The organism is Paenibacillus sp. P4_A7, assembly GCF_056402455.1.
On record NZ_JBFUHJ010000023.1, the window covers coordinates 24,799 to 39,150 of the forward strand.

A 14,352-nucleotide genomic window follows, 5' to 3' on the forward strand; every position below is an offset into this window, starting at 1 on the left:
AATGGCAGTACTTGTAACCGGTGGAGCAGGTTATATTGGATCGCATGCAGTGGCAGCCTTACAGGAACGCGGCGAGGATATTGTGGTAATAGATAATTTGCAGCAGGGGCACCGTAAAGCGTTATTAGGTGGAAAGCTGTATGTGGGAGATCTACGCGATGCAGCATTTTTGGATACGGTTTTTAAAGAAAATGAGATAGATGCCATCATTCATTTCGCAGCCAATTCACTCGTTGGTGAAAGTATGAAGGACCCTGGCAAGTATTATCATAACAATGTTTTCGGTACACTTTGCTTGCTAGAGAAAATGAACGAATACAATGTCCGTAAAATTGTTTTCTCATCAACAGCAGCAACTTATGGTGAGCCGGAAAATGTGCCGATTGACGAGTACGATCGTACGCTTCCGACAAATGCTTACGGTGAAACCAAGCTTGCGATGGAGAAAATGATGAAATGGTTCGATGTCGCACATAACATCAAATTTATTTCACTCCGTTATTTCAATGCGGCTGGCGCACATGACAGTGGAAAAATCGGCGAGGACCACAATCCGGAAACGCATCTTATTCCTATTGTACTGGAAGCGGCACTTGGACAGCGCCCTCATATTTCCGTATTTGGTGAAGACTACGAAACACCGGACGGAACGTGTATCCGCGATTACATTCACGTCAGCGATCTTGCCGATGCGCATATCCTGGCTGTTGACCGTCTCCGCAGCGGTGCAGATAGCTCTGTTTACAATCTTGGTAACGGCACTGGCTTCTCTGTCAAAGAAGTGATAGAAATAGCTCGTAAAGTAACAGGTAAAGAAATACCGGCAGTAATGGAAGCACGTCGTGCCGGCGATCCTGCTGTACTCGTTGCATCTTCGGACCGTGCTCGTACTGAGCTGGGATGGAAGCCGAAACGAAGCAAGCTTGAGGATATTATCCAGAGTGCTTGGAACTGGCAAGAAGCGAACCCGAACGGATATAACGATTAGGCTCGCTGCATATGTGAAAGGAGCTGCTTCTCGTGGCCAATGAAAGACAAACACAGGCGTCTACAGACGCTTTGCTTCAAATAGAACGACTGCTGCAATTCGCATTGCAGCGCAGTCTCATACACACACTTGATGTAAACGAGGCGCGCAACTCACTGCTTGACTTGTTCGGGTTTACCGAACCATTCGAAGGAAGCGTACCGAAGGAAACCGTAGAAAGTCCAGTTGAAATTCTTGAACTGCTGCTCGATTATGGTTTTTCAATTGGACTTATGCCAAATAATACGACTACGTATCGCGACTTGCTTGATGCCCGTGTCATGGGATTGTTGATGCCCCGTCCTTCTGAGACTGCTGCTTTATTCGAGCGGACAATACGGTCAGAAGGCCTTAAGGCAGCGACAGACGCTTTCTATAGTCTGAATGTAGATTCCAATTACATTCGGATGGATCGCATTCGTAAGAATCAATATTGGCTGCATGCTACGGACTTCGGCAAGTTGGAAATTACGATCAATCTATCGAAGCCAGAGAAAGATCCTAAGGAAATTGCTTTGCTCAAAACAATGCCTCAGGCTCATTATCCAAAATGCTTGCTGTGTGTTGAAAATGTAGGGTATGCGGGTCGCGCTGATCATCCTGGCCGTCAAAACCTGCGTGTACTGCCAATCACGCTCCAGTCGGAGCAATGGTTTTTTCAATATTCACCTTATGTATACTACAACGAGCATAGCATTATCTTTAAGGGCGATCATGAGCCGATGGTTATTTCACATTCTTCGTTTGCGAGACTGCTCGATTTTGTTGAGCAAATGCCGCATTATTTTATCGGGTCCAATGCTGATTTACCGATCGTAGGGGGATCAATCCTCAGTCATGATCATTTCCAAGGTGGTCGCCATGTGTTTCCAATGGAGATAGCTTCCATAAATACATCGTTTATCGATCCTAAGCTTGCAGGCGTTCGCTTTGGCATTGTTAATTGGCCGATGTCGGTTGTACGGATTAACGGCACCTCAAAAGCAGATGTTCATCGCTCAGCATGTCGCCTGCTAGATGAATGGCGGCTCTATAGCGATTCGTCAGCAGACGTACTGGCCTTCACGGAGCAAGCGGACGGGACTCGTACACCTCATAATACGATTACTCCAATCGCAAGGCTTCGTGACAGCGGTGAATATGAGCTGGATCTTGTGCTGCGCAACAACCGTACAAGTGAAGAGCATCCGGATGGCATTTTCCATCCACATCAGCATTTGCATCATATTAAGAAAGAGAACATCGGTTTGATTGAAGTGATGGGACTAGCTGTACTGCCTGGACGTTTGAAAGATGAGCTCGAGCAAATAGCAGCTTATCTTACTGGCGAGACCGCGGTGAACGCTGAGCAGCTTAAGGAAACGTCACATCCTTTGCATAAGCATGCGGACTGGCTATTGTCACTCATCAACCAATTTGGTACAGCATGTTCTGCAGAGCAAGCGAAGTCAATTGTTGAATCCGAAACCGGTGATATATTTCTAGATGTGTTGAAGGATGCCGGTGTATACAAACGAACAGATGCAGGCTTCGCTGCATTCGAACGTTTTCTTACATCAATCGGTCTTCAGCAACAATAATGAGTGAGAAGAACCTCCATTTACGCCGACCGCTGGCGCAATTCTGGAGGTTTTTTCTCATTAGAAAAAATAAAAATGAATAATCATTTTTGTGAAATTATATTAATTTGTAAATGRACAATTTTTATGGTATTTTTTATAGGATAATAAAATTATTCGTCTAAAAAAAAATAATGTTATACACTATTCATCGGAGGGGTCAAAATGCCCGAAAAAATGTTGCCGTTAGATGAGTTTTTGCAGCTTAGCACGGATGATCAAGTTGAAAAGCTAAAGCGTTGGAAGATGGATTATACGCTGAAAGATATTCGTGAAGCCTGGAACTTCAAGCACTCTGCACAATATTATATGCTACTTAAGAAACTGCGCATCTACGAGAGAGTTGTGAACAAATCCGATAAGTTCTACCCTGTACAAGATCAAATCGTTTCCCAAACTGCAAGTAACGGAGAGCGTAATTGGAGAGGTCAGAATTCTTATATGCAACAGAACCCGCCATCCGACAGCTTCGATTATCATTTGAATACGATACTGAGCGGTCCGGAGCTGGCTGATAAGCTGGAGCGTATAGCTAACTTCTTGAAGGGCGAACAGAAAAATGTCGTCATTAAGCTGTCGATTGAAGCGGCAGAGGAGCAAGCGGAAGAGCAGGAATAATAGATAAGCAAAATAAAGAACCGAGATTGACGATAGCGTCGCACTCGGTTCTTTATTTTAATGTCGAATAATGAAAATTAATGTCTGATACTGGAATAAAATGTTTGTTAATAATAATAATTATTATAAACGAAGACTACCAAGCTCCGAAACGATCGCTTCTACTTCGCTGATGCTGAATTTATCCTTCGCTGAAACAATATCATACAACTCTTTAATATCCTCGTAGCGCTCGATGTTGAAATGTGAGGCTTGCATAGCAGCTGCGGAAGCCATTTTCAGCTTAGTTTTAATCGTATCGATCATAAATTCTACATTCTCTTGCGTTTGCAACTGTAAATTAGTCATGGGATGCCTCCTAAAGGTTTTGCATAGCGATAAAAGATACCGAAAACATCGGCTTCAGCTTACGTTTGCTCTCTTATAATTGTACCATGATTCAAACGGTAATAACCATAAATTGAACAGCCCTTTAAAATTCGGTACAATTAGAGCTAGATGATGAACAGATAGAGGAGTGTGCAGGATATGACCAGAACGACGGACGATAGCATTGAATCGATCGCACAGCGCAGACTGCTGTTGAATAATGGCTTGGAGCTTGCCTATTACGATTCGCATCCAGAAGATGGAGGTGCGGAAGCCGGAATTTCTGAAGTGGTTGTGCTATTGCATGGCTATTGCGGCAGTTCTTCTTACTGGGAGTATATTGTAGAGGATATGGAGCAAAATGTTCGTGTGATAGCTCCTGATTTACGGGGGCATGGACTAAGCGGTGCTCCTTTAGATGATAAATATACGATGGAACTATATGCGGAAGATATTGCTCAAATGCTAATAAAACTACAAATCAATAACGCGATATTGCTGGGGCACTCTTTAGGCGGCTATATTACACTAGCTGTAGCTGAGAACTACTCGAAGAAGCTATCGGGATTTGGTCTCATTCACTCTACTGCGCTGGAGGATAGCGAAGCGGCCAAAGAAAATCGTGATAAAGCAGTGGAATCGCTTACGCAAAATGGAATAGAGGTATTTGTAGACGGCTTAATTCCAAAACTGTTTGCTCCTGCACATTTAGAGGCTATGAAAACAAAAGTGGAGTATGTTAAACAGATTGGATATGGAACAGCGTTACAAGGAGCCATTAGCACCGCAAAGGGTATGAAGGACAGAGCTAACCGCTCACATATTATCGAACAATCCTCATTGCCAGTACTGCTTGTTTCAGGAGCTAATGATCATGTTATTACTACTCAAAGTACTTTCGCAGCGGTCAATGAAGCAACGAAAACGGTTGTGCTTGATACAGCAGGACATATGGGGATGATCGAACAGCCAAAGGAAATGGCAGCAGTGATATTAGGTTTCGTACAGTCAGTACGCGGTTAATTAGAGCTGCTAGAAATAAAGGCATGACGCTTGAACAGTAGGATGAGGGGGACAAGCGGATGTTTCAGCGCGATTATTTCATGAGAATGATTGAGCAAATGACCGAGGCTGTTGGTCAAATCTTGAATTTGAAGCGTCAGCACAAACGAGAAGAGGCGCTGCTTGTTATTGATGACTTACTCGACAAGAGGTTTCGGCTAAGCAGTAAGCTTATTCGCACTTTATCCGATGAGGATCTAATGAAGGTGATGACGACAAACGGCTTAGTTGAAACGGATCATCTGCAAGCCATTGCAATTTTAATGAAGCAAGAGAGTGAGCTCTACGATGAACTTGGCCGCGAGGAAGAAAGCTTCATCGCAGCCGTCAAATCGTTACATCTGTTCATGAGATTATCAATAATGGGTGCCGAACCGACGATAGTTGAGCCGAGAGAACAAGTGGATGAACTGCTAGAACAATTGCTTCCCTATGAGCTGTCACTGCCAACAAAACGCTTGCTGGCGGAATGGTACGAAGCAGAAGGCAGGTTTGCATTGGTGGAAAATGTCATTCATGAACTGCTTGAAGATGATGTGCTCTCTTTAACGGAGGCAGCTGAAGTATATGAGCGTATGCTGCATCAAAGTGATGAACGGTTGCAGGCCGGTGGCTTGCCGCGTGATGAAATTGAGCAAGGACTTACCGCGCTATTTGCGGCAGAGAAAGAATGAGGGGTAAGGGACAATGGAGCAATGGCAGCAAGATATTAATAACTGGATGAGTAATGGAGATATGCTCCAAGCAACACTGAGTCAATTGCGTCGTAAAGACGGTGATACATCACCCAAGACGATTGTTCGTCCGATTCAACTAAAGAGCGGACTTCATTATCAGTTTGAATACCATTTTGCAACTAAGGTTACGCACGATAACGTTACGGAAGATCAGGCTGCTGAACGTTTGATTGAGCTGCTGCAGCAAAATTACCGCCAAGCGCTTGTGAAAACAACAGAAGCTGATGTACAGCTGTTATTTAACAAAAAGGGTAAGGCGACTATACTTTCCAAGCCTCCCACAGGTGGAGAACGACAAGCAAATTTGCAGCATAATCGGCAGAAGCAGAGGGTTCTTCAGGAAGGCAAAGCAGCGCCATTTCTTGTTGAGCTAGGCATTATGACGCCGGAGGGGCTTGTTCATGCGAAGAAGCAGGACAAATACCGTCAAATTAATCGTTTTCTAGAGATGGTTACAGATGTGCTTGCTTATTTGCCAAATGATCGAGAGATTACGATTGTAGATTTTGGCTGCGGCAAATCTTATTTAACGTTCGCGCTCTATCATCTGCTGGCTGTTGAGCAGCAGAGAAAAATTAATATTATTGGACTTGATTTGAAAGCAGACGTCATCACATTTTGCTCGCAGCTTGCTGAGAAGCTAGGTTATGATCGTCTTCGTTTCCTTGTGGGTGATATTGCCGAATACGAGGAACTGCAAGCGGCTGATATGGTTGTCACCTTGCATGCATGCGATACGGCTACAGATGCTGCTCTCGCCAAGGCTGTTAATTGGGGAGCATCGGTCATTATGTCTGTTCCATGCTGTCAGCATGAGTTGTTTCGGCAAATTAGCAACGATACATTGTCACCGCTTCTATCACAAGGCTTGCTGAAGGAACGATTTGCTGCGCTTACAACAGATGCAGCAAGAGGTGCATTGCTAGAAGTGCTTGGTTACAAGGTACAAATGCTTGAGTTCGTTGATCCTGAGCATACGCCCAAAAACCTGCTCATTCGTGCCGTGCGAACCGAACAGCAACAGCAAGAGCCATCATTGAAGAAATGGGAGCAATACGAGYAGTTCCGTCAGTTTTTGAATATTTCACCTTCTTTGGAGCATATGTTGTCTGATCGTTTGCCAAAATGATTCCAAATCATCGTCCGAGATAATTAGATCGAATCCTGTTATCTTTTGGAATTGACAATTGTCGATTTATATAACATTTGCTACAATGGAAGAAGATGGCTACAAAACGAATGGGTGAACCGTAATGGACTTTATGTTATGGCTAGATTTTGTAATGTTTCTGGTGCTGTTAGGCTTGTTTTTTTATATGTTTACTTCTAGTTCCGTTACGTTACTGCACCGTATTTATTTTTTATTACATATCGTTTTTATGGCTTGGCCTCTCTTCCAGTTTGCTGCACATACCGCTTCTTCATTGTACTTTAGGTTATTCTATTTAACAGGTTCCTATGTAGGGCTTTCTTTGCTTGGCTTAGGTTGGTTTGTGTTTATCGTCTTTCTAACGGGGCAGTCTTATGTCGTGCGAAAGAGTCGTTTGTTCGTTATGTCACTTCCTGCATTGTTGTCTGTCGCGGTAGTTGTTGTTAATCCGTATGGTCTGTTTCTAAGTATTGATAATCAAATTGGTTCGATTAAGCAACTTCACGCTGGTCCTTTGTATTGGTTCATGATAACGCAGTTGGTCCTCTATATGGCAGTATCGGTTGTTATTATGGTGCTTAAGTTTAGGGACGCTCAATCTGACAGACAACKTATTTTGATCAAAACAGCAATGAATGGGATGTTTTTCTTATTTTTGTTTGCGAGTAGTGATTTAGTTATAAATGTGGTGTTTGTTGATTTATTTTCACAGTACATCCCGTTGATCTCTGTCGGCTTAGCATTTGCGGCTATTTATTTGGTGCATGCAATAGGACGCAACAAGGTATTTAATATCATTCAAACCGTTCAGCGAGATGTAATGAACACGATGTCGATGGGAATTATCGTGCTTGATGAGAATGACCTGATTATTGAAGTGAATAAAGTAGTAAAACCGTTCATGCGGCTTCGAATCGGCGAGAAGATCAATCTAGCTTTATTTACATCACAATTAGAAGAAGAAACTGCGCGTGAATTCGAATTTTTTATTGAAGCTCATCGAAAACGTCCGTTCGAGCGTATAGAGCTTGAGTTAGAGCTTGCCTTAGCTGCGGATAGATATCGTCATGTCATTATTCAGTCCGCCCCAATCATGAATAATAAGAAAAGCCCTGTTGGACGTTTGTTGACCTTTCAAGATGTTACAGAGTTAAGACTTCTTGTAGAAGAAACAAATAATCAGAATGAACTGCTGCAGGATCGGAACCGTGATCTGCTTATTATGCAGGATGAACTGTATCAAGCGAATAAGAAGCTTGAGCATATGGCCATCACGGATGGATTGACGGGCTGCTATAATCGGCGCTATTTACTTAACCAACTGGAGCTGGAAGTTCAGAAGAATATTCGTTACGGCACTTCGTTCTCAATCTTTCTATTTGATCTCGATCATTTCAAAATGATTAATGATCGATACGGTCATTTAGTAGGGGATGAGGTATTATGCAGCACGGTAGACGCAGTGCGCAGTGCGCTGCGCTTAACCGATGTACTGGCACGATACGGTGGGGAAGAGTTTACTGTATATTTGCCTCACACGAATCGTGAGCAAGCTGATATTATTGCGGATAGGGTCATGGAGTCAGTGGAGCAGAACAAAGTTAAGACAGGCAATGGCGAACAAACGGTGTCCGTGACGATCAGTATGGGGGTTCTGTCTATAGAGCATTTTTCAAAAGCAACTCTTGAAGATCCTAAAGCATTTATGCGTAATCTAATGGCCCAAGCAGATGTGGCTTTGTATGAGGCCAAACATAACGGCAGAAATCGCGTCGTAAAGCGTAAACTAGCATAAAAGTCTGAGCGGCTGCGTTCGGGCTTTTTTGTTGAATGTTAATAGCGTATTCACATTTTTTCGCTCTTTCTCGACAAATTCTTAACATTTTTTATCTAGTGGGCGTTGCTGGCATGGTCAGCATGTGTGAGTTCTGATAATATAGAGATATTCCAGTTACAGGTGCTATAACTATCGAAGGCGGGAACTAATCTAATGAGAAAAGTGCAAATTGGAATGGTCAAGCCGGGAGATATGATTGCAAAAACCGTTTTTCAAGAAAACGGCAACGTGCTTCTTGGAGAAGGGGTAGAGCTTAGTGCTCGTTACATCGATCGATTACAAAACTTAGGCATCGATTTTTTGTTTATAGAGGATGGAATGACTGAGGATCTTATTCCAGAGGACACCATACGAGAAGAAACGCGTAAGCAAGCTGTCGATACTATTTACAAGACGATGAACTCCTTCAAAGACCAAACCATAACCAATGGAAGAACAATAGCTCCCGATATGGGGCGGAATTTCAGAGCGGTCTTTGGCGAGATTATGCAGGATCTGGCTACTAGACCTAATATGCTTGTCAATTTAACAAGTATCCATTCGATGGGTGCTTATTTGTTTCAGCATTCATTCAATGTCGCTGTACTTGCGGGGATTATGGGCATGGCCAAAGGCTTTAATCGCATACAGCTGGAGGAGCTTGGAATTGGAGCGCTGCTGTTCGATATTGGAATGTCAAAGGTTCCTGCAAAAATATTAGATAAGCAGGGTTCGCTGACAAAGGATGAGTTTACTATTGTCCAGAGTCATGCCAAGGATGGATTCGATATTATTCGTAAAAACCATGATATCTCTGTTGTTTCAGCGCATTGCGCGCTTCAGCATCATGAAAGGTTTAATGGATCGGGATATCCGAGGGGCTTGAAACAGGATGAAATTCATATGTACGGGCAAATCGTAGGGCTGGCGGATATGTTCGATGCGCTTACGTCACCCAGACCTTATCGCAAGCGGCATACAACAAACGAAGCGATTGAATTTTTGTTTGCTGCAGGGGGCACCTATTTTGATTTGGATTTAATCAAGCTTTTTTGCAAGCATATTTCCATATATCCGGTATCGTCAACGCTTCAGCTAAGCACAGGACAAGTAGGCGTAGTAGCCCAGAATACTGAGCTTGCTTTGCATCGTCCACGACTGCGTATTATCAAAGAAGCAGACGGCAGTGTGCCGAAATCTCCTTATGAGCTCGAATTGAAAAATGAGCTTCATATTACGATCGTCAAGGAGCTTTAACTCAGGTTAGCGGCAATTATAAAATTACATAATGAAAAAATGTCTATACGGATTGTTCTCCTAACGCATACTTTGTTGTAAATGCGATAGGGAGTGATAGCATGACAAAACGAGTTAAACCTCTGCTTTTTGACCCGAAAAAAACCGCTAAAATGCTTAAACCTACAAAAGTAGGCAAGCTCCAAAGTGGTCCAACATTTAATCGCTTGACAGTCGTTTGGGTAAATAATAATGGTGTACCTTTTAATACAACAGGATTTAACGCTGCCTTATTCCGTGGGAATATTCTTGTACAAACTGCTCGCTTTGACCGATTTGGTGTCGTTTTCTTCAGCAATGTAGGGACACTAACAACCGTGTCATATACGATCAGGCTTTTTGACGATTTTGGTAGAGTATTCCGTACGAGAACGATTCCGGCAGGGGTACAGACTTTTGCAGTCATTGGCTAATTTACGTTACTCCAAGCTATCTTCAACTCCATTTAGAATAATATAAAGTTAAGCTATTAAGTTTGCTTTGCAAAAAATCATGTAAACCTCTCCAAAGACGGTCATATTACCGTTGTTATGGGAGGTTTCTTTTTTTTGATCGTAGTAGTTTTGCTTTGAATATGAGGGCGATTCATGTAAAATAATTAGAAATAGACCAAATAGGGGATGTGCATACTTTTATGGGAACTGTTCACCACAAGCTTTCTAGGCTCGAGGTGATGCGCAGGTGGATTTTTATTACACTTGGTGCGGTCCTTGTCTCAGTTGGGCTGGAAATTTTTCTAGTCCCAAATCACATTATTGATGGTGGTATTGTTGGTATATCCATTATTGCTTCACATCTAACTGGACTAGAGCTCGGTCTTTTTCTATTTCTTTTAAATCTTCCGTTTTTATTTCTTGGCTATAAGCAAATCGGCAAAACATTCGCATTGTCTACGCTATATGGTGTCTCGATTATGTCAATTGGTACATTTCTGCTTCATCCCGTACCGCCGCTTACAGTAGAGCCTTTTCTAGCTTCTGTTTTCGGAGGAGTTATACTGGGAGTAGGCGTTGGAATGGTTATCCGTTTCGGAGGGTCGCTAGATGGGACGGAGATTGTGGCTATTTTGTTTAACAAGCGACTGCCGTTATCGGTAGGCGAAACCGTTATGTTTTTCAATTTGTTCATACTTGGCAGTGCCGGCTTTGTATTTGGTTGGGATCGGGCGATGTTTTCGCTAATAGCCTATTACATAGCATACAAGATGATTGATATTACGATCGAGGGCTTCGATGAATCAAAAGCAGTCTGGATCATTAGCGACGAAGCGAATGAAATTGGAACGGCAATTATGAATAGGCTTGGCCGCGGCGTTACGTTTTTGCATGGGGAAGGCGGTTTCTCTGGCGGCAGCAAAAAGGTCATCTTTTGCGTCATTACACGACTTGAGGAAGCGAAGATGAAGTCGATCGTTAATGAGCTGGACCCAGTGGCTTTTCTCGCCGTCGGCAACATTCACGATGTTAAGGGCGGACGTTTTAAGAAGCGGGATATTCATTAATGCAGTAGTATGAATGAAGGAGATATTGCTTTGGATGAGTTTGAGCGCATTCAGCACTGGACGGCGGCTGGGCAATCTGCGGAGTGGCAGCGGCAGCGCGGTGTTATAGCCGGCATAGGAGATGATGCCGCGGTTGTTGATCCAGTCGCGGCGAAGGATGACGTTGTTGAGCCAAAGCGGCTGCTGCTGGCGGTCGACACGATGGTGGAGACCGTCCATTTCAATGATACGACGATGCGGGACGAAGATGTCGGGTACAAAGCACTAGCCGCCAATATTAGCGATATTGCTGCAATGGGCGGTGTTCCGCTGCATGCGCTCGTGTCAGTCAGCGTACCTCCCTCGTACAATTCGGAGCGGATGCGACGGCTGTATGAGGGGTTGTACGCGTGCGCCGAGCGCTACGGGGTTGCCATTGTAGGCGGCGATACGACGTCGTCGCCGATGCACTTAGTTGTCGCGGTAACGGTGATTGGTACCGTTGAAGCGGGTTTGGAACTGATGCGAACAGGCGCAAAGCCTGGTGATGCGGTGTTTGTGACCGGCGCGGTTGGCATGGCGGCGGCGGGGCTGCATGTATTGCTTGCGCAGGGGGCGAAGGCGGAGCATGCAGTAGAATTGTTCGAAGCTCGGGATGGCGAAGAGGGTGCTAGGTTAGCGCCGTTGATTCAGGCGCATCAACGACCGACACCATCCGTTCGAGCGGGGCGGCTGCTTTTGAAGCGGGGAACCTGCAACGCTTTGAATGATGTAAGTGATGGTCTAGCAAGCGAGGCTTGGGAAATTGCTGAAGCTTCAGGGCTAAAGATGATACTGAATGAACATTTATTGCCTAAGAGCGGAAGCATGTCCGCCTACGCAGCAAAGGTAGGCATTGATCCACTTGAGTGGATGCTGGGTGGCGGCGAAGATTATGTATTGCTTGGGACGATGGCTGCTGCTGATGCGGAAGCTATGCGTCTTGTTTTTCGACAGGAAGGACTTCCTTTCTTTATAATTGGAGAAACAGAAGCTGGAAAGCCGGATGTAGAGTTGATTCGGTTTAATGATACGCAGCTTAATAATGGCAAGCAGCAAGAAAAGCGAGTTAAGGTTGAGAAACGGGGATATAATCATTTTAAGTCATGAACGGGTGGTTGAAATGCATCAACGGATAAGCGAGGCTACTTGGATAGCGCATACGGAACAGGATACAGTTGTTTTGGCGGAGCAGCTTGCAGCTTGGACTAAACCAGGCAGCATTATAGCGCTGGATGGTGATTTAGGCGCGGGCAAAACAAGATTCTCACAAGCATTTGCGGCAGCGATTGGCGTAAAAGGAATTGTTAATAGCCCTACTTTTACGATAATAAAAGAATACGAAGGGGAATCACTCCCCTTTTATCATATGGATGTGTACCGGCTGTCGCAAGATGAGGCGGACGAGCTTGGTTTAGATGATTATTTTTATGGAAATGGTGTGACGATAGTAGAATGGGCAAGCTTGATTAAAGAGCTATTGCCAGCAGAGCGGTTGGATCTGTATATAGAACACATAGGGGATGATTCTCGGCGTATACAGTTAATTGGCATAGGAGATCAGTATGCTGACTGGTGCGATGCGTTAATGGAGAGGGGAGAAGACAGATGAATGTAGAGCAGAAGCACCAATCCGGCCCGATACTGGCATTTGATACTTCAACAGCATCAATGGCAGCTGCAATTGTACAAGGTAATGAGGTAGTAGTAGAAATTCAATCGTTAGCAGAAAGAAACCATTCTGTTCATATTATAACGCATATTAAGCAGCTTCTTGAGAGCAGCGGCATTGCAGATGAAAAGCTAGAAGCCGTTGCTGTAGGGAACGGTCCAGGCTCTTATACAGGTATGCGAATTGCTGTAGCTGCAGCAAAAACCCTTGCTTGGGTATGGAATAAACCGCTTGTGGCTGTCTCGAGTTTGGAAGCGCTCGGTTATGGTGCTTGGCATCGCGGAACAGGTATGGAAATGGGAGCTGCAGCCATGGTAGAAGGTGAGCACTGGGTATTCCCAATTATGGATGCTAGACGCGGACAAGTATATTCGTCTGCTTTTGCGATTTCGAATGAACGGAACTGGAGCCGCTGGGCTGACGACGGCGTACGGCTTATGAATGACTGGGTTGACTATATAGCTAAGCAATTGGCTAATCCGGATAAGGATAAAGTAAGCTGCGTTTGGCTTGTTGGCGACTTATCGATACATGAAGCGGAAGCGGAGCGTTTGCAACAGCTTGGACAAGCTGCTGGAGTTGAGGTCCGACTATACCCGTTTGTTCAAGAGGGACAATGGATTGCGCATTTAGGGCGGTATCGTCTTCAAGCTGGTTTGATCGAAGATCATCATACATTAATTCCAAACTATACGCAGCTAACTGAAGCCGAAGTAAATTTAAAGGCGAAGCAAGCAGGTGAAGCTAAGGCATGAAAGTAGATCAAAATAAACTCATATATCGTGCGATGACAATGGCTGACATCCCTGATATTGTCGCGATTGAACTGGAGGCGTTCTCCAGTCCGTGGACAGTTGAAGCTTTTACAAACGAGCTGATGAATAATATGTTTGCAAGATACATGGTAATGGAATATGACGGTGATGTAGCTGGTTATGGCGGAATGTGGGTCATTGTAGACGAAGCCCATGTGACAAACATCGCGATCCGTGCGGATTATCGTGGACAAGGCTTAGGCAATTGCCTATTAGCAGAGCTGCAGCGAACGGCTGTTTTTTTTGGAGCTGTAAAAATGACGCTAGAGGTTCGGCCATCCAACGAGATAGCACAGCATTTATACCTAAAGCATGGCTTTGAGCCTGCTGGCATTCGGCCGCGTTATTATTCGGACAACAATGAAGATGCACTTATTATGTGGGCGGAGCTAGATTATGAACGGTTGAAGACAGGGGAGCAGTGAACGTGAGTCATACAGAGCGTGAAATAAGCAACGACATAAGCAAAGATACATTAAACGACATTATTTTGGCAGTGGAGACGAGCTGTGATGAAACGTCTGTAGCTGTTATTCGCGGTGGAAAGCAAATTCTGTCTAACGTTATTTCTAGTCAAATTGAGATTCATGAGCGTTATGGCGGCGTTGTACCCGAAATTGCCTCAAGAAAGCATGTGGAGATGATCACTCTC

Annotated in this window: 15 protein-coding genes and 1 pseudogene; 15 read left to right on the top strand and 1 reads right to left on the bottom strand. The window is 44.3% G+C overall.

From position 1 onward, the window contains the following. Position 1 precedes the first annotated feature (1 nt). From galE to AC1DWN_RS05940, 3 genes are all read left to right on the top strand, one after another. Positions 2-988, top strand: a complete 987-nt coding sequence (galE, locus tag AC1DWN_RS05930) for a UDP-glucose 4-epimerase GalE (RefSeq protein ID WP_477557995.1) — start codon at positions 2-4, stop codon at positions 986-988. Positions 989-1,020: 32 nt separating this feature from the next. Beyond that, entirely contained in the window at positions 1,021-2,607 is a 1,587-nt protein-coding gene (locus AC1DWN_RS05935) for a UDP-glucose--hexose-1-phosphate uridylyltransferase (RefSeq protein ID WP_477557996.1), read from the top strand. Positions 2,608-2,811: 204 nt separating this feature from the next. Next, on the top strand, positions 2,812-3,264 hold the full coding sequence (locus AC1DWN_RS05940; RefSeq protein ID WP_477557997.1) for a hypothetical protein: 453 nt from the start codon (positions 2,812-2,814) through the stop codon (positions 3,262-3,264). 123 nt (positions 3,265-3,387) lie between these two features. On the opposite strand, the gene AC1DWN_RS05945 is transcribed toward AC1DWN_RS05940, so the two are convergent. Next, complete coding sequence (locus AC1DWN_RS05945; protein ID WP_477557998.1) at positions 3,388-3,612, bottom strand: DUF1128 domain-containing protein; 225 nt, start codon at positions 3,610-3,612, stop codon at positions 3,388-3,390. 180 nt (positions 3,613-3,792) lie between these two features. On the opposite strand from AC1DWN_RS05945, the gene AC1DWN_RS05950 reads away from it, so the two are divergent. The 12 genes and pseudogenes from AC1DWN_RS05950 to AC1DWN_RS06005 all read left to right on the top strand — a co-directional run. After that, positions 3,793-4,656, top strand: a complete 864-nt coding sequence (locus tag AC1DWN_RS05950; protein ID WP_477557999.1) for an alpha/beta fold hydrolase — start codon at positions 3,793-3,795, stop codon at positions 4,654-4,656. A 59-nt stretch (positions 4,657-4,715) separates the two neighbouring features. Further along, a complete protein-coding gene (locus AC1DWN_RS05955; RefSeq protein WP_477558000.1) occupies positions 4,716-5,369 on the top strand; it encodes a DUF6483 family protein in 654 nt (217 codons plus the stop codon). A gap of 13 nt (positions 5,370-5,382) precedes the next feature. Next, the gene (locus AC1DWN_RS05960) at positions 5,383-6,561 is read left to right on the top strand and encodes a class I SAM-dependent methyltransferase (RefSeq protein ID WP_477558001.1); all 1,179 of its coding nucleotides are present in this window, start codon (positions 5,383-5,385) and stop codon (positions 6,559-6,561) included. 124 nt (positions 6,562-6,685) lie between these two features. Beyond that, complete coding sequence (locus tag AC1DWN_RS05965) at positions 6,686-8,377, top strand: histidine kinase N-terminal 7TM domain-containing diguanylate cyclase (protein WP_477558002.1); 1,692 nt, start codon at positions 6,686-6,688, stop codon at positions 8,375-8,377. Positions 8,378-8,572: 195 nt separating this feature from the next. Further along, positions 8,573-9,655 carry an HD-GYP domain-containing protein gene (locus AC1DWN_RS05970; protein WP_477558003.1) on the top strand — a complete coding sequence of 361 codons (1,083 nt, stop codon included), beginning with the start codon at positions 8,573-8,575 and terminating at the stop codon, positions 9,653-9,655. Between the two features lie 101 nt (positions 9,656-9,756). Next, entirely contained in the window at positions 9,757-10,107 is a 351-nt protein-coding gene (locus AC1DWN_RS05975; protein ID WP_477558004.1) for a hypothetical protein, read from the top strand. 221 nt (positions 10,108-10,328) lie between these two features. Continuing rightward, positions 10,329-11,195 (top strand): YitT family protein, encoded by an 867-nt coding sequence (locus AC1DWN_RS05980; RefSeq protein ID WP_477558005.1) that lies wholly within the window; start codon positions 10,329-10,331, stop codon positions 11,193-11,195. A gap of 30 nt (positions 11,196-11,225) precedes the next feature. Beyond that, positions 11,226-12,323, top strand: coding sequence for a thiamine-phosphate kinase (gene thiL, locus AC1DWN_RS05985; protein ID WP_477558006.1), 1,098 nt, complete (start codon positions 11,226-11,228; stop codon positions 12,321-12,323). Positions 12,324-12,336: 13 nt separating this feature from the next. Beyond that, positions 12,337-12,825: a tRNA (adenosine(37)-N6)-threonylcarbamoyltransferase complex ATPase subunit type 1 TsaE gene (gene tsaE, locus AC1DWN_RS05990; RefSeq protein ID WP_477558007.1), complete on the top strand. Its 489-nt coding sequence runs from the start codon at positions 12,337-12,339 to the stop codon at positions 12,823-12,825. Beyond that, positions 12,822-13,640, top strand: a complete 819-nt coding sequence (gene tsaB / locus AC1DWN_RS05995) for a tRNA (adenosine(37)-N6)-threonylcarbamoyltransferase complex dimerization subunit type 1 TsaB (RefSeq protein WP_477558008.1) — start codon at positions 12,822-12,824, stop codon at positions 13,638-13,640. The genes tsaE and tsaB overlap by 4 nt, the downstream gene beginning before the upstream one ends. Beyond that, positions 13,637-14,125: a ribosomal protein S18-alanine N-acetyltransferase gene (gene rimI, locus AC1DWN_RS06000; protein WP_477558009.1), complete on the top strand. Its 489-nt coding sequence runs from the start codon at positions 13,637-13,639 to the stop codon at positions 14,123-14,125. Before tsaB ends, rimI begins: the two co-directional genes overlap by 4 nt. A gap of 2 nt (positions 14,126-14,127) precedes the next feature. Continuing rightward, positions 14,128-14,352 (top strand): annotated as a pseudogene (locus AC1DWN_RS06005) (tRNA (adenosine(37)-N6)-threonylcarbamoyltransferase complex transferase subunit TsaD); the annotation flags it as partial.

Coding starts and splice junctions, on each gene's coding strand:
- galE (WP_477557995.1), top strand. CDS start 2: ATGGCAGTACTTGTAACCGGTGGAGCAGGTTATATTGGATCGCATGCA.
- AC1DWN_RS05940 (WP_477557997.1), top strand. CDS start 2,812: ATGCCCGAAAAAATGTTGCCGTTAGATGAGTTTTTGCAGCTTAGCACG.
- AC1DWN_RS05945 (WP_477557998.1), bottom strand. CDS start 3,612: ATGACTAATTTACAGTTGCAAACGCAAGAGAATGTAGAATTTATGATC.
- AC1DWN_RS05950 (WP_477557999.1), top strand. CDS start 3,793: ATGACCAGAACGACGGACGATAGCATTGAATCGATCGCACAGCGCAGA.
- AC1DWN_RS05955 (WP_477558000.1), top strand. CDS start 4,716: ATGTTTCAGCGCGATTATTTCATGAGAATGATTGAGCAAATGACCGAG.
- AC1DWN_RS05970 (WP_477558003.1), top strand. CDS start 8,573: ATGAGAAAAGTGCAAATTGGAATGGTCAAGCCGGGAGATATGATTGCA.
- AC1DWN_RS05975 (WP_477558004.1), top strand. CDS start 9,757: ATGACAAAACGAGTTAAACCTCTGCTTTTTGACCCGAAAAAAACCGCT.
- AC1DWN_RS05980 (WP_477558005.1), top strand. CDS start 10,329: ATGGGAACTGTTCACCACAAGCTTTCTAGGCTCGAGGTGATGCGCAGG.
- tsaE (WP_477558007.1), top strand. CDS start 12,337: ATGCATCAACGGATAAGCGAGGCTACTTGGATAGCGCATACGGAACAG.
- tsaB (WP_477558008.1), top strand. CDS start 12,822: ATGAATGTAGAGCAGAAGCACCAATCCGGCCCGATACTGGCATTTGAT.
- rimI (WP_477558009.1), top strand. CDS start 13,637: ATGAAAGTAGATCAAAATAAACTCATATATCGTGCGATGACAATGGCT.